The organism is Algoriphagus antarcticus (assembly GCF_002150685.1).
Classification (GTDB): Bacteria; Bacteroidota; Bacteroidia; order Cytophagales; family Cyclobacteriaceae; genus Algoriphagus; species Algoriphagus antarcticus.
The window spans coordinates 151,688-171,333 of record NZ_MSSW01000001.1 but is presented as its reverse complement, the minus strand read 5'-3'; the positions used below and the strand labels follow the sequence as shown (position 1 = coordinate 171,333).

The following is a 19,646-nucleotide window of genomic DNA, read 5'->3' as shown; positions in this document are numbered from 1 at the left end:
GTCTAATCCTCTTAAAAATTGCTGTCTGGTTCAATTCTAGAAAAGTATTGATGTCGGATCGCAGTCAAGATAAGTAATTGACCACAAATTATTTGCGCGTTTTCCTTAAAAATAAATTTTACCGCTGATCAAAGAATTGCATTGATGCGCTACTATCAGGTTACGATTTTGAGGATTTAGGAGCAAAAGATTTAATTTAAGGTTTCACTTTTCCTGAGCCTTATGAAAAAAATCTATTTACTCCTGATTTTCTGTTTTATCGCCACTTTGGGCTTTTCGACAGAATTAGCTCAAACTATTCAGGCCTATCAGGCCGATTATGGAGCTTTGAGGAGACTGTATTCCAACTCCCTTTCAGATGAATATTTTTCCAGAATTCAGAAGTTCAATCAGGAGTATCTTACTAATCTGGGTAAGGTAAATTACAATTCCCTCTCTGAGGACGGGAAAATAGATTATGTTTTATTCAGGAATTACCTGGAAAAAGAACTTGCTGAACTGGCCATCGAAAAGAAATCATTTGATGGAGTGTCGGGAGTTTTGGCTTTTTCTAAGCCGTTGGAGGAGTTTTATCAGGGAAGGCGCAGAGCCAAAAAGCCAGAACCTCAAATACTCGCAGCTACTTGGAATGATGTAGCAAAACAAATAGATGCTCAATTGAAGAATTTGTCTGCTACGCCCAAATACAACAGTTGGCAGAAAGCCGATCTAGCAGCAAGTGCGGTAGAAGCGATGAGTCAAGCGACTGGAGAAGCATATGGCTATTATTACGACTTTGACCCAATGTTCACTTGGTGGATGCCAGAGCCTTGGAAAAAGCTTGACGAGAGTATGAAAGTCTATGCCAAAGCGCTTCGTGAGTACTATACCAATTCTGTGAAAGACGATGGAAGTGGCATTATTGGAAGACCGATAGGAAGAGATGCATTGGAAAAGCAATTGGCTTTTGAGATGATCGCTTACAGTCCAGAGGAATTGATCGCAGAAGCAGAAAAGCAGTTTGCTTGGTGTGAGAAAGAAATGCTCAAAGCATCGAATGAACTGGGTTTTGGTGACGATTGGAAGGCTGCACTGGAAATGGTGAAGGAAGCCTATTTTCCAGCGGGTGAATGGCCAGCTGAAGTAATCCGCTTGGCAGAAGAAGCGACTGACTATGTGGAATCAAACGACCTGATCACGGTTCCGCCTTTGGCAAAAGAAACTTGGAGAACGATCATGATCTCTGCCGAGCGTCAGCGGATAAGCCCATTCTTTCTTGGTGGCGAGTCCATACAGATTGCTTACCCAACATCCGAAATGAGCCATGAAGATAAGATGATGAGTATGCGTGGGAACAACCCGCATTTTTCCAGAGCGACAGTGCAGCACGAACTGATTCCAGGTCATCATCTGCAGCAGTTTATGAATCAGCGGAATATGACTCATCGGCGAATGTTTGGAACTCCGTTTTGGACAGAAGGATGGGCGTTATATTGGGAGTTTATCCTGTGGGACAAAGACTTCCCGAGAGATGCCAAGGATAAAGTTGGAATGCTTTTCTGGAGGATGCACCGCTGTGCACGGATTATTTTCTCACTGAATTATCATCTTGAAAATATGACTCCACAGGAATGTGTCGAACTATTGGTGGATAAAGTAGGCCATGAGCGCGCCAATGCAGAAGCAGAAGTTCGGAGATCATTTGAGGGTAGTTATGGCCCATTATACCAGATTGCCTACATGATCGGTGCGTTAGAGTTTTATGCCTTGAGAGATGAAGTGGTCAATTCTGGTAAGATGACTGAGAAAGAATACCATGACCTGGTCATGAGCCAAAATGCAATGCCGGTAGAAATCTTACGGGCCAAAGTCACTGGTAATCCATTGAAAAAGGATCACAAAGCGAGCTGGAGGTTTTTGGATTGAGGAACTTTCAAGCTTGCTCAAAGTTTAATATCTAGAGTAAATAAGCTTAAAAATAGGGTTTTATGAAAAAGGACAAAGCAATTCAAGTACTAAATGAGATGCCTTGTGAGTTTGATATTGAGGAATTAATTGAGCGACTTATTTTTATTGAGAAAGTTGAGGAAGGTCTAGATCAGATTAAAGAAGGGAAGGTTAATTCTCATGAATCTTTTAAGGACATTTCTCAAAAATGGTAAAGCTGGTTTGGACGTAACTTGCTCTGGAGGATTGAAAACAAGTCTATGAGTATATAGCAAGGGACTCTGAAAAGTATGCTAGAACGCAAATTTCAAAAATCATTAAAAAGTCAGAGCAACTCCAAAATCAACCTTTGTTGGGTAGAATAGTTCCAGAATTAGCGGATGAGTCCATACGCGAGTTGTTTGGAGGTAATTATAGAATTGTTTAGAGTGCTGGGTAAGGAGTGTTTTTTATGACAAGAATTCACCATTCAGCAAGATTGCTTACCAAGATATAAAAGCAAAAAAGGAGTCCGAAAACCAGACTCCTTTTTTCATATACAAAACCATTAAATTACTTTTTAGGATCCTTTAGCTTAATGATGATTACACCATTTTTACCTTTCTCTCCAAATTTTTCCACAGCGGGTTTATCTTTCAGTACATTGATGCTCTCGATGTCATCAGGATTAATTTTACTGAAGTCAGTGAACTCTTTCATTCCATCCTTTGTGTCTAAGATATAGAGAGGTGCATTTTCTTGATTAGAACCTAAGGACTGCACCAATATTTTTGGGCTTGAAGATGTTGCTGCTAATCCACTAAGTGGTTTGCCGACTCTGAAGTTCTGAGGATGCCCTAAATCATTGGCTGAGCTAAAGGAACTGGTACCATATCCAGTAATATTTACTCCATTGACTGTTTGCACCCTTTTACCTTGCAAAATCTCCTGCTGCTCAAAGCTCAGTTCATTTTTGATAGAAACCATCGTGCTGAGTTGTTGCTTCTTCAGCGAGTTTTCCAAGGCTAGCACCTTATCCATTTGCTTTTGTACAGCTAACTCATCGATTTTGTACTCATCCAAAATATCCTTAAGCTTTAAAGTAGCATCGTCCAGATCCCATTTCATGGTACTGAATTTCCCTGCGTTTTCGCTATGGATCTTTTTGATCTTAGTGGCTTGAGCGTCCGTCAGCTCTAGCTCTTTACGCATCTCCATAACCCGGTCAGCAGAGTAGAGATTTTTCTGAAAGAGATCCTGTGCATTTGCGAAGCCAGCAACTAGCAATAGGTACAGTAAGATTACTTTATTCATTTTCAATGTGTTTAATATTCCGACAATAATGAAGAAGTAGGAGATTCCCAGGTATCTAGAAATGTAGTCTCTTCAATGGTGAAATGTTGATTTTGGTTCTCGTCTGCCTGTAGCGTAATGATCACCACTTCTGGGGGTTCACTTTCTACCGGAGCCGGTTCTTGGATGAATAGAAAGGCAAGGCTCATGGATGCAGCTAATCCTGCCGGAATCCAAAAGCTGAATTTCCGTGTTTGAACTTCTGGAAAAGCAGGGATTTCTAAGTGCTCGTCCTGCTTTTTCATCTGGTCAAAAAAGCGTTCCAATTGTTCGTTATTTTCCATATCCTTCCTGGATTTGAACTTTAGTTATTAATTCTTTGAGTTTCTTTTTCCCGCGATCGTAATGAGTTCTCGCAGTTCCTAGGCCGATTTGGAGGATTTCGGCGCTTTGGGCGATGGTCATCTGATGATAAAAAACCATCAAAATCACTTCCCGCTGCATCTCTGGTAAGTGCTTGATTATTTCCTCATAATCTGTCGAGTCTATTTCCTCTTGGATCTCTACCGGATCATAGGAATCGGAAAGAGAGACGACTTTACCAGCCTTTCTAAGCTCATCTATCGCAGTATATCTGATGATGGAAAATAGCCAGGTTTTTGCCTTGGATGCATCCTTTAGCTTTGCCTGTCCTTCCAAAATCTTCAAATACGCCTGCTGAAGCACATCCTTTGCCATCTCATCCTCAAAAGAGCAACATTGCCGAGCCCAGAGGTACGCATCCCTGTGGTGTGCTTTTAAGATATGATCAAGCTGGCTGCGATTCATTTACATAGGTTAGTCGGGGAATGAATCCAATATATGACAGAGTTGATTAAAAAATTTTAAGATTTTATAATTGGAAAATTGAACCAGGGAATTTTTCAATCTTCCAATTTTTCAATTTTGGCATCTTTGATTCTAAAGAGGTACGCTAAAGTAAACTCTAAATTAGTGGAGCTCATGTCGAAAATACGATCTTGGCTCTCTGGATTGGTGAAATCATAGGCAAAGCGGACTTCACCGGTCAAGGTGCTTTTACCAAAAAGTTTAGATATTCCAGCTCCAGCAGTGAGTCCGTACATGATTTTTTTTAGTGTGTCACTTGGACCTCCATAGGTAGGAATTTCTAAAGGAGTCGCATCAGCGTACTCTCTAGTGAGGTCTTTGGCTTGAAGCATAAACCCTAGATGTGGGCCCATTTTGATCTGAAATCTACCTGACCTTCCTAGGAAAAAGCTGGATAAAATCGGGACTTTTAGGTAGTCAAACTGAGTTTCATTAGTTCTGATGGGATCGGATTCTAATTCGATCTGTGAAAAACCAATTCTGAGGAACTGTAAGTTGACTTCAATTCCTGCATTTTTGGCATTGAAGTGCTCAAAAACCAAGGCAAAAGTAGGTGCTCCGATTCCATCTACTGAAGTTGCTCTACTACTTGGAGAAGGACGGTAAGAATAGGTAGAAGTAGTATAGCCACCACGGATTCCGACACTGGTCTGCGCCAATGCTGCAAAAGATGCTAAAATGAAAATGCTCGTGAGCAAAACTCTATTCATGTCCAAAATTAATAAATTATCGATTTTGTCAGGTATTATTTATTGATTTCTAGAAGTTCTGAGAAACCTTACTAGGCAGGACTATGGTTTGGAGATGCCAAGTTTGCTGATGAGGCATGCTTGGATAGAGTTCTAGATCACAAATCTCGCATAGCAAATACCACCGTGCAAACCTCCGTTAACATACTGGTATAAAGAATGTCAGAAAAAAAGCTCCACCTGGGAGCTCTTCAATTAGTCATTCAGAAATAACTGACGTTAGGATTTCTTTTTCTTTTCATCAGGTTTCAAATCGTCTCTATCCTTTAGTTTTTTGTCTTCTACATTCTTATTGAGAAACTCGTTGATTTTATCAATCGAAAAGGAAGAGGAGATTTCGCCAAAGGAATTTATGTTCATTTTGAAGCCGTTCAAATCTTCATGAACCTTCGGGTCTTCGTTTTTCTTTTTCTTCTTAGTCATACTCATGTGTTTTTAGCCGATTACTTCTAAAGTTGCTAACGCAAATCTGATACGCTTGGCCACTTCTTCAGTCCCTAAAATAGCAAAAATCTCCATCAAATCAGGACCAATGCCAACTCCAGTTATTGCAAGTCGTACTGCTTGCATCACTTTTCCCAGTTTGATTTCTTTTGCTTCAGAGGTTTCGCCCAGCATAGCTTTTGCCTTTTCTGCATCGTATGCGCCAGTATATCCCTCCAGTGACTCAGCATAAGCCGTAAGAACTGTGACCGCATCTGCATTCCATCTTTTGCCTGCAATATCCTGATCAAATTCTGTTGGGGTTATTACCACGAATTTACTTCCTTGCCATAGTTCAGCGGGAAAAGTAACGCGCTCCTTATTCAATGCGACAATTGCTTCTGCAGTGTCTTGTAGGATAGTAATTCCTTCTGCTGAAGCCTCAGCGATCACATAGTGAGCAAGGTCTTTATTAGATTTTGCTTTCAAATATTGCTCGTTGTACCACTTTGCTTTCGCAATATCAAACTTGGTTCCAGACTTCCCGATTCTCTCCACAGAGAATGCTTCAACCAATTCCTCCAAAGTGAAGATTTCTCGCTCATCTCCAGGATTCCAACCTAGGAACGCCAAGAAATTCAAAAATGCATCTGAGAAATAACCTTGCTCACGAAAGCCAGCAGCAGTTTCACCATTCTCTTTATTTTCCCAGTTTATAGGGAAAACAGGGAATCCTAGCTTATCACCGTCACGTTTGGAAAGTTTACCGTTTCCGTCAGGCTTAAGCAAAAGTGGCAAATGTGCAAACTCAGGCATGGTATCCTCCCAGCCAAAGAATTTGTAAAGCAACACGTGCAGCGGTGCAGAAGGAAGCCATTCCTCACCACGGATCACGTGAGTAATATTCATCAAATGATCATCGACGATATTTGCCAAATGATACGTTGGCATGCCATCAGATTTCATCAACACTTTATCATCCAGCGTGGAGGAGTGAACCATTACCCAACCGCGGATCATGTCATTCAGGCGTACATCTTCTTTGAGTGGTATTTTTACGCGGATCACATATGGATCTCCGGATTCTAGTCTTGCCTTCACTTCTTCTTTGGAAAGTGTCAGCGAGTTATTCATCTGAGTTCGGCTGATACTGTTGTATTGTGGTTGGACTACCCGCGCGGCAGTCAATCGCTCACGCATCGCTTCTAGTTCTTCAGAAGTGTCAAAAGCATAGTAAGCATGTCCAGCTTCCACCAGATCAAGGGCATATTGCATATAGCTTGACTTGCGCTCAGACTGTCGATATGGCCCACAGTCACCAGGATTCCAAGGACTTTCGTCAGGAGAAATACCTAGCCAAGCCAGAGATTCTTTAATGTAATCTTCAGTTCCGGGTACAAAACGAGCCTGATCCGTGTCTTCGATTCTCAAAAGGAATTTCCCGCCCATTTTTCGGGCGAAAAGGTAATTGTAAAGTGCAGTACGTACACCGCCTATATGTAAAGGCCCCGTGGGTGATGGGGCGAATCTTACGCGAACTTCTCTACTCATGGATTTCTAAGTCAATACCCTATTTAATAAAGTTGAGGGCTTATTTTGATTTTATGGTCGGGTGGCAAAGATAAGGAATTGTAGTGGAAGGGAACGGATTCCACTAGCATACACAGGTAAAAAGTTAGAAGGGTAGAAATAGATTCATTAATAATCCTCTAATCCCTGTTTTTCAACACATCTCCTACTTTTATACTAATTCTTTTTCCCGGCTAGCCTTGCAGAAAACTGATTTGACACACAAGAGAAAGTCATTCCTATAGGACCTGCCTCTGATTCTGAACTCTTATCACCTCCAGATGTTTATTACCTGGTAAAAGCAGCTTGAAATCAAAATTTGGAATTCATAAAGCGCTAACTTTACCGTACCAACCTACTATTAAAACCATAAGCTTTTGGATCGTCAGGATTTTCTTTCCATTTACCAATCAGACCCTATTTTTCAAACTATCGCGCATGAGATTTCAAGTGGCGAAAAGCTTACACATCAGATAAAAGGCTTATCCGGAAGCCTGGATATGGTTTTGTTTTCTGCTCTTTTTCAGACAAAAGGAGGATTTCACCTTATAATAGCTCAAGACAAAGAGGAGGCCGCTTATCTCAATTCTGATCTTCAGAATCTGCTGAATAGCGAAGCGCACATGATCTTCCCTTCCAGTTTTAAGCGTGCATATCAATACGAGGAAATAGACAATGCCAATGTTCTGATGCGCTCTGAGATTCTCAATCTTGTGCTGGAAGAGAAAGGCAAATCACGGATTATCATCACCTACCCAGAGGCTATCTACGAGCGGGTGATCAACAAACGCTCCCTCCTCGAAAACACATTTTCGGCTAGAGTAGGCGAACAAGTGGATATGGAGTTTGTGTCTGAAATTCTGGCTAGTTACGATTTTGAGCGGACGGATTTTGTGTATGAACCGGGGCAATTTGCCATCCGAGGAGGTATTTTGGATGTGTTTTCATTTTCTAATGAGAATCCATATCGACTGGAGCTTTTTGGAAAAGAGATAGAAAGCATACGGACTTTTGATCCAGAGACGCAACTTTCAATAGCCAGCGTAGATCAAATAGCATTGATTCCAAACGTGCAGACCAAGCTTCTTCAAGAAGTACGGCAGTCATTCTTAGGGTTTTTGCCTGAGCAGACGATTGTGTGGATCAAGGATTACCAGCTGACTTTGGATGTAATGGACGAATGCTTTCACAAAGCTTCCTTAGCCTTTGATCAGATCATCAACAAAACAAACAATACTAAAATAGTACTCGGCCCTGGGGATCTATTTGATAAAGGATCTGACTTTTCTAAGCTTTCAGCCAATTTCTCACGGGTAGAATTTGGTAAGCAGTTTTATCTGCATAATGCTAAAAAATTCTCTTGGGAATCTCAGCCACAGGCTTCGTTCAATAAGAATTTTGACCTACTAGTTGCCCAGCTTTCGGAGAATGAAAAGAAAGGATTTGTCAATATTCTTACAGCCGAAAATGCCAAGCAACTAGATCGATTGCTAGGGATTTTCAGAGAATTGGATCCGACCTTACAAGTGCAAAGCATGCTTCTTGGGCTGCGGGAAGGATTTGATGATAAGCAGTCAAAAATCGCATTTTTCACAGATCATCAGCTTTTTGAGCGTTTTCATCGCTATAAGACCCGCAACAAAGCCAGTAAATCCAAAGCCCTTACTATTAAAGAACTGAAAGCTTTGCATCCTGGTGATTACATAGTTCACGTGGATTATGGAGTAGGGCGCTTTGCAGGTTTGGAAAAAGTGGATGTGGCCGGCAAAATGCAAGAAGCCGTAAGACTGGTGTTTAGAGATGATGATTTGCTTTATGTGAACATTCACTCATTGCATAAAATCTCCAAATTTTCTGGACAAGAAGGTGCCGTCCCTTCCATGTCCAAGCTTGGTTCTCCTGAGTGGGACAACAAGAAATCCAGAGCCAAAAAGCAAGTCAAGGATATTGCGAAGGATTTGATCGCGCTTTATGCGAAGAGAAGATCAGCTTCGGGATTTGCTTTCAATCCAGATTCTGTGCTACAGATCGAGCTGGAATCTTCCTTCATCTATGAGGATACCCCCGACCAGGCTATTGCCACCCAAGATGTCAAAACCGATATGGAGAAGTCCTATCCTATGGATCGATTGGTTTGTGGAGATGTGGGATTTGGTAAAACAGAAGTTGCGATCCGAGCAGCATTCAAAGCGGTAAATGATCGTAAGCAGGTTGCTATTTTAGTGCCTACCACGATTCTAGCTATGCAGCATTTTCAGACTTTCAGTGAGCGTCTGGAGAATTTCCCGGTGAAGGTTGAATACATCAATCGCTTTCGTAGTGCAAAAGAAATCAAGGAAATCATAGCTCAGGTGAAAACCGGAGAGATCGATATCCTCGTAGGTACGCACAAGATTGTCAATAAGGATATTGTCTTCAAGGATTTGGGCCTTTTGGTGATTGATGAAGAGCAGAAGTTTGGGGTGAAAGTAAAAGATCAACTGAAAAATCTTCGTGTAAACGTGGATGTGTTGACCTTGACCGCTACGCCGATTCCAAGGACCTTGCACTTTTCCCTAATGGGAGCAAGAGATTTGTCCGTGATCGCTACGCCGCCACCAAACAGGCAACCGGTCACTACTGAAGTTCAGACATTTCAAGAGGAAGTGATTCGCGATGCGATTTCTTATGAATTAAGAAGAGGTGGACAGGTTTTCTTCGTGCACAATCGCGTGGGAGAAATAGATTCTATTGCCAATCTGATCATGAAGCTGGTGCCTGATGCAAGAGTAGTCGGTGCTCACGGCCAAATGGAAGGGAAAAAGCTGGAAAAAGTAATGGTGGATTTTATCCATCATGAATACGATGTGTTGGTTTCTACCAATATTATTGAATCCGGGCTCGATATTCCAAATGCCAATACGATTATCATCAATCGTGCACATATGTTTGGGATGAGTGATTTGCATCAGATGCGTGGCAGAGTAGGACGAAGTAATAAGAAGGCATTTTGCTACTTGCTCACTCAGCCGATGTCCGGCTTGACAGCGGAAGCTAGAAAAAGAATGCAAACGCTGGAGGAATTCTCAGATTTGGGAGATGGCTTCAAGGTGGCGATGAAAGATTTGGATATTCGGGGAGCGGGGAATTTGTTAGGGGCTGAGCAAAGTGGTTTTATCACTGATTTGGGATTTGAGATGTATCACAAAATTCTTGATGAAGCAGTTCAGGAATTGAAGGAAAATGAGTTTGCAGCGTTATTTGAAACGGAGTTGTCCGAGAAGGTCAAGGTGCTGGTTCAGGACTGTACGATTGAGACTGATCTGGAATTGCTAATTCCAGAAGAGTACGTAGGAAATATCAGCGAAAGACTTGGGCTGTATTCCAAACTAGATGCAATCAAAAATGAAGAAGAGTTGGCTAAATTCTCTACCATGCTGCTGGATAGGTTCGGTCCATTCCCACCTTCGGTTACAGATTTGATGGAAACGGTGCGCTTGAGATGGAAAGCTGAAAAGCTTGGTATTGAAAAGCTTGTGTTGAAAGGTGGAATGATGAAGTGTCATTTATTACCATCTACTCGCGACGATTATTATTCTTCAGATATTTTCCAGAAAATTATGCGATTTGCGCAGATGAATAGTAAACTTTGCAAAATAAAGGAGTACAAGAATCGTTTGATTCTTACATTATCGAATGTTTCAACCATTTTCAAAGCTCAGATTAAGCTCAAAGAGATGAATGATGCATGATTTTGAAATAATTTAATGGCATAAAAATTGCAGATTTGCCTATCGATTTTGCTGATTTTCTGTGTTTTTGGCTGTTTTTTGCCAAAAGGAATAAAAGGACGTCATCTCAAATCATTGGAAGTGCTTGACAATGCAATTATATTAGCACACTGAAAAAGACCTAAAACAATTAGATATATGCGTCTGAGTAACAAATCATGGGGAATGTGGGTAGTAGCTTTAGCGATAGTTGGAAGCTCTATTTTAACCTCTTGTAATAAAACTCCTGGCTATGGCAGAAGAACTGCCAACAAACCTGGCAAAAAAAGTGCTACGACCGGAGCAGAATTCAGTTTTGATGAAAACGATTCTACTCAATTTTTTGTAGCCAAAAATGCCGAGCAAATTCCAGGACCAAACTTGAAATTTATTCAAGGAGGTAGAGCCGTGCTAGGTTCTCAAGAAGAGGATGTGATGGCATTCCGAGATAATCAAGAAAGAACAGTGACACTTTCTAACTTCTATTTGGACGAAACGGAAGTTACTAATAATGACTATCGAGAGTACCTATTCAACATGGGTAAAAAAGTAAGTGCAGATTCACTTCTCAAACTTGAGCCTAAAGACAATGTGTGGGCTGGTGGAGAGATGAGTTTTAATGACATGTATCAGTCATATTACTTTAGGTTTCCAGGGTTCAACTTTTATCCTGTAGCGGGTGTTTCCTGGGTTCAAGCCAATGCTTATTCAAAGTGGAGAACTGATTATGTGCTCGAAATCATAAGAGAAGATAGAGGTATAGATTCCTCCTTCAACAAAAATCAACTTATAGAAAGAGGGGTAGCACTTGCAGACTATAGATTACCTACAGAAGCTGAATGGGAGTACGCTGCCAAAGCCATGATTGGTACACAATACCTTGACGAAAATCAGGAAAATGGCCGAATCTATCCATGGGATGGTAGAGGTCTTCGTAGCCCTTACAATGTGAAAAGAAAAGGTCAGCAAGGGGATTTCCTTGCCAACTTCAAAAGAGGAAGAGGAGATTACGCAGGAATCGCAGGTGGACAATCAAATGACGGAGAGATCATTCCGACCAATGTATATGACATGGCACCAAATGATTTTGGATTGTATCACATGGCTGGGAACATGAACGAATGGGTTCAGGATATTTATCGTCCATTATCTTACCAAGACTTTGATGACCTCAATCCAGTGAGAAATACTGGTGTAGGTGACGAAGAAGATACGTATTTCACTTCGATGTTAACTGACGAATTCAGAGTTTACAAGGGGGGGTCTTGGAGAGACGTAGCCTATTGGCTTGCTCCTGGTACCAGAAGATTTATGCATCAGGATTCTGCTACCAATCACATTGGTTTCAGATGTGCAATGATCTCTATCGGAGAAAAAGGGAATTAAAAAATAAGCAACTTTTATAAAGCCCCATCAATTGATTTTGATGGGGCTTTTTTATACCCATATGGGACTAGTTTGGTTAAAACAATTTCCTGAAAAATCCACGCAGCAATACCTGGATTCAAATTCTGTAAGTATGCAGCGATAATTTTTTAACGATCTATATATCAGTGTAGTACTGTTGAATTTTTGTAACTTACTAGTGTACTAAAACCCAAATGACATGGAAACCATTGCGAAAATTGAATCTTGGGCGGATAGGCATCATCCCCAGTGGATAGACTTTCTCCGCGTTGTATTAGGACTATTTATTCTTTACAAAGGCGTACTCTTTATTTCCAATACCAGCGACTTAATGAACCTGATGAAAAATAAGGATCTTCAGTTCTTCAACCTTGGCTTAGCACATTATGTGGCTTTTGCTCACTTGGTAGGAGGATTTTTAATTGCAGTAGGATTAGTGACCAGATTTGCTATCCTCTTCCAAATTCCGATTCTTTTGGTCGCCGTATTCTTCGTCAATATCGAATCAGGATTTCTTTCTGTTTCAAATAATTTGGAGTTCGAACTATCCCTACTCGTTCTGATCTTGTTAATCGTATTTCTGATTTTCGGCTCTGGTAAATTCTCTTTGGATAATTACATGAAAGAACATCCTAGGTGGTAGTAGCATGAAGGCAATGTGGGCATAAGTGAACCTTATGCCCATTTTATTAAGTTATCGCACTTCATCTGACGGCATGTTTAAGTAATTTTCTAATTGGCGTATTTGCTGTATATAGTTCAAAGAATTTGGAAGTAACTTTATCAAAACAATTCTTGTATTTTTTCTGAAGTAATTCCTTCTTGGTCAATCTCCCTATGTTCGTTACAGTTGGATGGCGACTATTTATTTTTCATCACACCCGCTTTAATCTCCGCCTTTAGATTATTTTCCTTCGGCGGAATAGGACATGCATAGCCAGTCGAATAGGCACAATAAGGATTATAAGCCTTATTGAAATCCAATTCTATTGTGTTACCTGCTGGAATTTTCAAATCTATATATCTTCCACCACCGTAGGTTTCGGTTCCATTGGTCTGATCTGTAAAAGGCAGGAAAAGATGGTCTTTATATTTCTCTTGAGTTCTTAGCTGATGACTTTGGTAGATGTTCAGCTGGTATTCTTTTCCATCCAAAGAAAACGTCGCAACTCCATACACATCATAATCCTTGATGGAGTTGGCGGTGGTTTTCATTTGAAAAAGGCGTTGGAGAGGTAGCTTTTCAAATTTGGCCAAGACATGATATTTCTCATCAATAGAGAAGAAATGGTGCTCTTCGAATGCCTTCCGTTCCTTAGCAGAAAGCGGAGATTCATCAGGATTCTTATATTCCTCATTCAATTCATGTTGGAATTCCAGAATAGTGGCCATATACTCATTTTGAGCGTGTAGGTTTTGAGATAATCCTACCATTGAAAAAGCAATTAAAAGAAATTCTTTCATAGTGAGTTAAATAGGAAAAGCTATTTTTAGTAAGATATTCTACAAAGTATTGATTAGTTACTCAGGATAAAAGAAGATCAAAAACAATTTTTGAAATCCTACTAATCACTTTAAGTTTAAATTATAATCCGTTCATTTTCAATGATTAGCAAATCACCTTATATTGATACCAACTTGAATTTTTAACTTTTAAAATTGATTCTTATGGAAAGCAAAAATGGTTTTTTAAAAATGAACATAGCTGAATTTGTTTCTTGGATCCAGTCTCAGCGTGTTGCGCGCACCATTCTCACAGTGCAGCAACATCACACTTGGAGTCCTAATTTCACACATTTCAATGGTAGCAATCATTTCGAGCGACAATTGGCCATGAAAAATCACCATGTCAGAAACAATGGTTGGAGCGATATAGGTCAGCATTTCACCAGCTTTCCAGACGGTACTATTGTAACGGGGAGATCTCTGGAATCTACCCCTTCCTGTATTTTTGGTGCAAATAGAGATTCTATATGCATAGAGCATCTGGGCAATTTCGATAAAGATGGTGATAATATGACTAACGAGCATCGGCTAGCCATTATCCAAATGACAGCTGCACTTTGTGATAAATTCAGATTACCGGTGAATACCTTCAGTATCATTTATCATCACTGGTTTGAGCTAAGTACAGGGAAAAGAAACAATGGTATGGGAGGAAATAAATCTTGTCCAGGCACTAATTTCTTTGGTGGAAATAAAGTGGAGGATTGCATGACTAATTTCCTTCCGCTAGTAGAGCAGCAACTTCAGAGCACACCCATTCCACACTTACCAGTTGGAATTGAAAAGTATGTCGCAGTGACTGCCAATTCTCTTAGTATTCGCAGCTCACCTAGTGCATCAGCTTCCAAAGCCTCGGATAGAGACGCTGCCCAATTGGGTGCGATATTGAGAATCTATGAGGAGTCTAATGGTTGGCTTAAAATCTCAAATAGTCAGTCGCACTGGGTGTATGGGAAATATACCGCAGATGTGCAAAGAGCCACTGTAAATGCCAATGTGCTTCGCGTGAGAAGCGGGCCAGGCTCTGAATTTCCTGTGGTGGATAACATGATGAAATCAGAGGAGATTTTTATTTCGAAAATAAAAGGAGACTGGGCAAAAATCAGTTTGGAAGAAAAATGGCTAAGCAAAAGCTACTTGGACTTCAAATAGCTTTCGGCATTAAAATATTTGATTCTTCCCGATTATGAGGGTAGAATTCTCAGCTTGTGGAATTAATACAGAAAATAAAAATCTTGAATCCTACTTAATTTCCAATTAGGAAGGATTCATTTTTTGGAACAGAGTTGGTCAATTTATGCATGCCACTGAACTAGAGCTACTTTCGTCTAAAGGAAGTAATTACCAACTTAACCACTAGTATTATGAGTTTATTGAAAGATGTAAGAGTAGCTATACTTGCTACGAATGGATTTGAGGAATCAGAACTTGTAGAACCTAAGCGTGCCCTAGAAAAAGAGGGAGCAGAAGTATTTATTATATCCCCAGAGAATGATCATATCAAAGGCGGGAAGAATGGGAACTAGAGTGATCCGATCAAAGTAGATGCTCGAGTGGATCAAGTGAGCGCAACTGACTTTGATTCTTTACTTCTTCCTGGCGGTGTGATAAATCCGGATTTATTGAGAAGGGATCTTGCTTCTATAGATTTTGTCAAGAGCTTTTTCAAAGATCATAAGCCTGTAGCAGCCATCTGCCATGGGCCGCAAATACTCATAGAAGCTGGAGTCACCAATGGTCGTACCTTGACTTCCTTTCCATCAATAAGGAAAGATCTGGAAAATTCAGGAGCACATTGGGTAGACGAAGAAGTCGTCGTGGATAGCGGCTTAGTAACATCCCGAAGTCCAAAAGACCTGCCGGCATTTAACAAAAAAATGGTGGAGGAATTCCGAGAAGGAAAGCATTCAGGACAGACTGCTTACTCATAAATAAGCCCGATTAATCAACTTAATTGGGCTTTTTGTCAATATAAGAAGCCAAACAGCCAAAGCGGGATAGTACAACCTACGCCATACTCTATATCATCTTTGACCAAATAGGAGTCTTCAACATCCCTGATCTGAGAAGAGGTTTTGCTTTTGCCTCCAATTTCAAAAGTCCATTTTTTATTAATTAAAAAATCGCCTTTTGCAGCAAGATTAACTTGAGCAACGCTTCGAAGCTGATTTGCAAAGAAAGTCTCTCGAATCGTACCAACATTTGCATTCTCCTCCCCGAGAGCTTGGAGTAAATTTGAGTTGCAGAGGTAAAGTTTCTCAGGTTTAGTAAGTGCTCCAATGCCTGTATTTGGCTTATGAAGACTTTGAAGAATTCGGGCTCTATCCAGTAGATCCAATGCTCTAAGCAAACTTGGTCTCGAAATACCTGTTTTTTGACTTAGTTCACTGACATTCGGAGTAAAAGGAACCGAAGTAGCTACAATGCGGATTAATTTTTTGAGCTTAAATTGCATTTCATAATCCATATTTTCCACCGCATTCAAATCTACTTCAATTGTAATCTGAACTGTCTTTTGAAGTTTATCTAAATAATGATCTTTGCCTTCCTTAAAAAAAGGATAAGCTCCCCATTTCACATATTGCTGATAAATTGGTATCGGTTGGATTTTTTCTAATACCTGCGTGCTTAGTGAGACGTGATTTTCTATTATTTCTCTTAGAGAAAAGCTTGGGAATTGAATCCCTAATTCTAATTCTATAAACTCTCTTAGCGAAAGTTCTGGTAAAAGATAACTCACGGCGCGCCGACTAAGGTCTGATTCTCCCTTGTAAATTTCTAATACGGAAGACGATGTGAATACTACTTTGAGCTGGGGGAAGTCATCGTAAATTAGTTTTAACTCCCGAGACCAATTCGGATACTTATGAATTTCGTCCAGTAACAATACTTTTCCCCCCGTAAGCTGAAAATCCTCGGCCAATTCCAAGATAGAATGATCTGAAAAATAAAGATCATCCAGGGAAACAAACAAGATTGACCCATTTTCAGGAAGGTGCTTTTTGCCATGCTGAAGCAATAGGCTCGTTTTGCCAGCCCCCCGAGCCCCGCTGATCGCGATAAGGCGTTCATTCCAGTCTATTTTTTCTAGAAGGAACCTCTGGAAGTCTAAAGATATACCCTGTATTTTCTTTTGAGAATTGAGGTGCAGTTTTTCCATTGTAAAATAGATTTTACACAAAAGTATTGATTTTGTTAAATCTATTTTACAGTAAGTGCTATTTATTGTAAAATCTATTTTACAATTAGCCTAGGTCAGTTCCCCACATAAAGATTAAGAATAGAATCCCTATTACGATTCTATAGTAACCAAAAGCTGTAAAGCCATTTTTCGAAACGAATTTTAAGAACACTTTTACCGCAAACCAAGCAGTGATGAAAGCCACCATAGAGCCAATTCCGAGGAGAGATAATTGGTGATTGGTAAAAACTAAATCAGTTTTCAACAAGTCGTAGCCAGAAGCCGCCATCATGGTAGGGACGGCTAATAGAAAGGAAAATTCTGTCGCCTGCTTTTTGTCCAAACCATTGAATACCCCCCCAATGATCGTGGCAGCAGCTCTAGAAGTTCCAGGTACCATGGATAAGCACTGAAACAAACCGATGAAAAAGGCATTTTTGTACGAAATGTCTTCCACTTCAGCCACTTTGGTTTCAGTATTCACCACTTTTTTGTCAACGAATATCAAAATTACACCACCAATGATCAGCGAAACTGAAACGACTATGGGATTAAATAAATATTCCTTGATATAATCATAGGCTAGCAAACCTATTATAGCAGTAGGGACAAATGCTGCAAATAACTTGAGGTAAATATTGATGCCCTGAAGAAAGCGCTTGATATACATGAGTGCAATGGCTAGTATAGCCCCGAGCTGTATGAAGATTTCGAAGGTCTTCACAAATTCGTCGTCGTGAATATTCATCGCTGCAGATGCCAAAATCATATGTCCAGTGGAGGAAACAGGCAAAAATTCAGTCAGGCCTTCTATGATGGCAATAATAATACTTTGAGTAACTGTCATGCAGAAAAAGGGAAAGTCAGTTGATATTTAAGCTGGCAAAGTTAATAAACCAGTTTACACTCTTCCGCATAAAATCTAGATTCAGATAGATTCCATTCTAAAATTCAGATTCTTTAAGATCATGTAATTTCATTACCCGTTAAATTTTTACTTCTTTAATAGTTCAACCTTCACTACATGAAAAAATTCTCTCTCTTACTCACTTTATTTTTGGTGTCATTTTTCAGTTTCTCTCAAGAAATAAAAGAATCCACATTCAAGTCTGAAATTCAAGAAGTAACAGTCTTCCTATCTGGAGCACAAATTTTCGAAACTTCCAGTGGAAAGATCCCAGCTGGGGAGTCATTTATTTTGATCAAGGGACTTTCTCCCTATTTGGATGAAAAAAGTATTCAAGTGAAAGGGATGGGAGATTTTACCATTCAGGCAGTAAATAAGCGGTTAGATTACCTCTCTGAGCAAAAGACTGGAGAGAAAGTGCAAGCGCTTCAGGATTCTATTTTGGCTATTCAGAGAAACCAAGGTAAAGAATTTGCCCGACTGGAAGTCCTGAAGGAAAAGACCAGTTTACTGAATGCTAATAAAAATATTGGCGGAACACAGAATGGATCGAGCTTGACGGAGCTGAAGCAGGCGATGGATTTTTACGATGCGGAACTGATGAAAATCAAGACAGAGGAATTGAAAATCCAAGCGAATATCCAGCAAGAAGATGATGAAATGAACAAGCTGAGCAATCAAATTACAGCGATGCAAGCGTCTTTTAATGAATCAACGTCGGAAATTAGGATAAGGGTAAAATCGGATCGTGGGGGTACTGCCGATTTTGAAATTAACTACCTCGTGGCCAATGCAGGTTGGTATCCAAAATACGACGTGCGTGTGAAAAACGTAAGTTCTCCGCTTTCTCTGACGTACAAGGCAGAAGTTTATCAAAATACCGGAGTGGACTGGAAGGACGTCAAACTTCGATTTTCCAATGGCAATCCCAATCAAGGTGGCCAAATTCCTGATCTAGAAAAGTGGGAATTGAATTTTGCGCGATTGACCACTTTCAATCCAAGGGCTCAAACTTTCGGATCTGTAGCTGGACGAATTACCAGTGCTTCCGACGGAAGCCCTCTTCCAGGAGCAAACATCTTGGTAAGTGGCACCACTATTGGAACCGTGTCCGATATGGAAGGGAATTACTCGCTGACTTTGCCTTCAGGAGCTAGCCAATTGAGTGCTTCCTTCATTGGCTATCAGCCCAGACAAATTGCTATTAATTCATCCAGAGTGAATATTTCTCTACAGGAAGACACCCAAGCATTGGAAGAAATTGTAGTTATGGGATATGGAGCTGAGCAAAAGAAATCAATGGCAGGAGCCACTGTCCGACTTAGGGGTATAAGTACCTTGGATGGTGCCCCTGCTCCTTTACTTCAAACTTCCGTAGTAGAAAATCAAACTACCGTAGAAATCGAAGTTGCTGAGCCATATTCAATCAAATCAAATGGGGAGAAAACCTTAGTGGACCTGAAAAATTTTCAGGTGGAAGCTTCCTACAGGTACTCTGTTGTTCCAAAGCTGGATAATGATGCTTTCTTGATTGCCGAAATTTCCGATTGGAGTCAATACAGCTTGCTGGAAGGAGAAAGCAATTTGTACTTTGAAGATGGATTTGTGGGCAGATCCATTTTAAACGGATCTTCTTTGCAAGATACCTTGGAGGTTTCCATGGGTAGGGATAGAAGCATAGTGATTCAGCGGGAGAAAAATGATGAGTTTTCCAAAAAGCGTGCAATTGGATCAAATATCACTGAAAGCCGTGAGTATAAAATCACGGTGAAAAATAATAAGTCCCAAGCAGTGACTATCAATGTAGAAGATCAGATTCCTATTTCTGTGAATTCTGATATTACAGTAGAAGCTTTGACACTTTCTGGAGGAAAATTAGATCCACAAACTGGAAAAGTTACTTGGACAATCACGCTACAGCCTGGTGCTCAGCAAGAGCTCAAACTCCAATATGAAGTCAAATATCCCAAGAAGGAAAAAGTGATTTTGGATTAGACTTGCTCTAACTTTGAAAAAAGGGTTAAACCAGCTTGGGAAGCTGGTTTAACCCTTTTTAGATAAGCATAAAC

General features: G+C 40.3%; 16 protein-coding genes and 2 pseudogenes. 9 read left to right on the top strand and 9 right to left on the bottom strand.

Translation table 11 applies throughout. From position 1 onward, the window contains the following. Positions 1-222: 222 nt before the first annotated feature. From BVH04_RS00680 to BVH04_RS26530, 3 genes and pseudogenes are all read left to right on the top strand, one after another. On the top strand, positions 223-1,905 hold the full coding sequence (locus tag BVH04_RS00680; protein WP_086539407.1) for a DUF885 family protein: 1,683 nt from the start codon (positions 223-225) through the stop codon (positions 1,903-1,905). A gap of 62 nt (positions 1,906-1,967) precedes the next feature. Further along, complete coding sequence (locus BVH04_RS25335) at positions 1,968-2,141, top strand: hypothetical protein (protein WP_169714331.1); 174 nt, start codon at positions 1,968-1,970, stop codon at positions 2,139-2,141. Between the two features lie 50 nt (positions 2,142-2,191). Next, positions 2,192-2,353: pseudogene (locus tag BVH04_RS26530) on the top strand (type II toxin-antitoxin system RelE/ParE family toxin); the annotation flags it as partial. Between the two features lie 125 nt (positions 2,354-2,478). On the opposite strand, the gene BVH04_RS00670 reads toward BVH04_RS26530, so the two are convergent. The 6 genes from BVH04_RS00670 to gltX form a co-directional block, all read right to left on the bottom strand. After that, positions 2,479-3,219 carry a Spy/CpxP family protein refolding chaperone gene (locus BVH04_RS00670; RefSeq protein WP_086539406.1) on the bottom strand — a complete coding sequence of 247 codons (741 nt, stop codon included), beginning with the start codon at positions 3,217-3,219 and terminating at the stop codon, positions 2,479-2,481. 11 nt (positions 3,220-3,230) lie between these two features. Beyond that, entirely contained in the window at positions 3,231-3,542 is a 312-nt protein-coding gene (locus tag BVH04_RS00665; RefSeq protein ID WP_086539405.1) for a hypothetical protein, read from the bottom strand. Next, a complete protein-coding gene (locus BVH04_RS00660) occupies positions 3,532-4,026 on the bottom strand; it encodes an RNA polymerase sigma factor (protein WP_086539404.1) in 495 nt (164 codons plus the stop codon). The genes BVH04_RS00665 and BVH04_RS00660 overlap by 11 nt, the downstream gene beginning before the upstream one ends. Positions 4,027-4,121: 95 nt before the next feature. Then, positions 4,122-4,796 (bottom strand): outer membrane beta-barrel protein, encoded by a 675-nt coding sequence (locus tag BVH04_RS00655; protein ID WP_086539403.1) that lies wholly within the window; start codon positions 4,794-4,796, stop codon positions 4,122-4,124. Between the two features lie 258 nt (positions 4,797-5,054). Further along, positions 5,055-5,258: a hypothetical protein gene (locus BVH04_RS00650; RefSeq protein WP_086539504.1), complete on the bottom strand. Its 204-nt coding sequence runs from the start codon at positions 5,256-5,258 to the stop codon at positions 5,055-5,057. 12 nt (positions 5,259-5,270) lie between these two features. Continuing rightward, positions 5,271-6,809 (bottom strand): glutamate--tRNA ligase, encoded by a 1,539-nt coding sequence (gltX, locus tag BVH04_RS00645; RefSeq protein ID WP_086539402.1) that lies wholly within the window; start codon positions 6,807-6,809, stop codon positions 5,271-5,273. Positions 6,810-7,204: 395 nt separating this feature from the next. Here gltX and mfd point away from each other — a divergent pair, with 395 nt between their 5' ends. The 3 genes from mfd to BVH04_RS00630 all read left to right on the top strand — a co-directional run bounded on the left by mfd (position 7,205) and on the right by BVH04_RS00630 (position 12,626). After that, positions 7,205-10,558: a transcription-repair coupling factor gene (gene mfd, locus BVH04_RS00640; protein ID WP_086539401.1), complete on the top strand. Its 3,354-nt coding sequence runs from the start codon at positions 7,205-7,207 to the stop codon at positions 10,556-10,558. A 177-nt stretch (positions 10,559-10,735) separates the two neighbouring features. Further along, entirely contained in the window at positions 10,736-11,962 is a 1,227-nt protein-coding gene (gene gldJ / locus BVH04_RS00635) for a gliding motility lipoprotein GldJ (protein ID WP_086539400.1), read from the top strand. 220 nt (positions 11,963-12,182) lie between these two features. Beyond that, entirely contained in the window at positions 12,183-12,626 is a 444-nt protein-coding gene (locus BVH04_RS00630; RefSeq protein ID WP_086539399.1) for a DoxX family protein, read from the top strand. Positions 12,627-12,844: 218 nt separating this feature from the next. On the opposite strand, the gene BVH04_RS00625 is transcribed toward BVH04_RS00630, so the two are convergent. Next, positions 12,845-13,447 carry a DUF1684 domain-containing protein gene (locus BVH04_RS00625; protein ID WP_086539398.1) on the bottom strand — a complete coding sequence of 201 codons (603 nt, stop codon included), beginning with the start codon at positions 13,445-13,447 and terminating at the stop codon, positions 12,845-12,847. Positions 13,448-13,651: 204 nt separating this feature from the next. Between BVH04_RS00625 and BVH04_RS00620 the strand changes: the two genes are divergently transcribed. Together BVH04_RS00620 and BVH04_RS00615 are read left to right on the top strand one after the other, a co-directional pair. Beyond that, positions 13,652-14,641 (top strand): N-acetylmuramoyl-L-alanine amidase, encoded by a 990-nt coding sequence (locus BVH04_RS00620; protein ID WP_086539397.1) that lies wholly within the window; start codon positions 13,652-13,654, stop codon positions 14,639-14,641. Between the two features lie 212 nt (positions 14,642-14,853). After that, positions 14,854-15,420, top strand: a pseudogene (locus BVH04_RS00615) (type 1 glutamine amidotransferase domain-containing protein). A 35-nt stretch (positions 15,421-15,455) separates the two neighbouring features. Here BVH04_RS00615 and BVH04_RS00610 read toward each other — a convergent pair. Then, entirely contained in the window at positions 15,456-16,649 is a 1,194-nt protein-coding gene (locus tag BVH04_RS00610) for an ATP-binding protein (protein ID WP_086539396.1), read from the bottom strand. Between the two features lie 85 nt (positions 16,650-16,734). Next, on the bottom strand, positions 16,735-17,517 hold the full coding sequence (locus BVH04_RS00605) for an undecaprenyl-diphosphate phosphatase (RefSeq protein ID WP_086539395.1): 783 nt from the start codon (positions 17,515-17,517) through the stop codon (positions 16,735-16,737). Between the two features lie 177 nt (positions 17,518-17,694). Here BVH04_RS00605 and BVH04_RS00600 point away from each other — a divergent pair, with 177 nt between their 5' ends. Further along, positions 17,695-19,572 carry a DUF4139 domain-containing protein gene (locus BVH04_RS00600; protein ID WP_086539394.1) on the top strand — a complete coding sequence of 626 codons (1,878 nt, stop codon included), beginning with the start codon at positions 17,695-17,697 and terminating at the stop codon, positions 19,570-19,572. Positions 19,573-19,646: the final 74 nt, after the last annotated feature.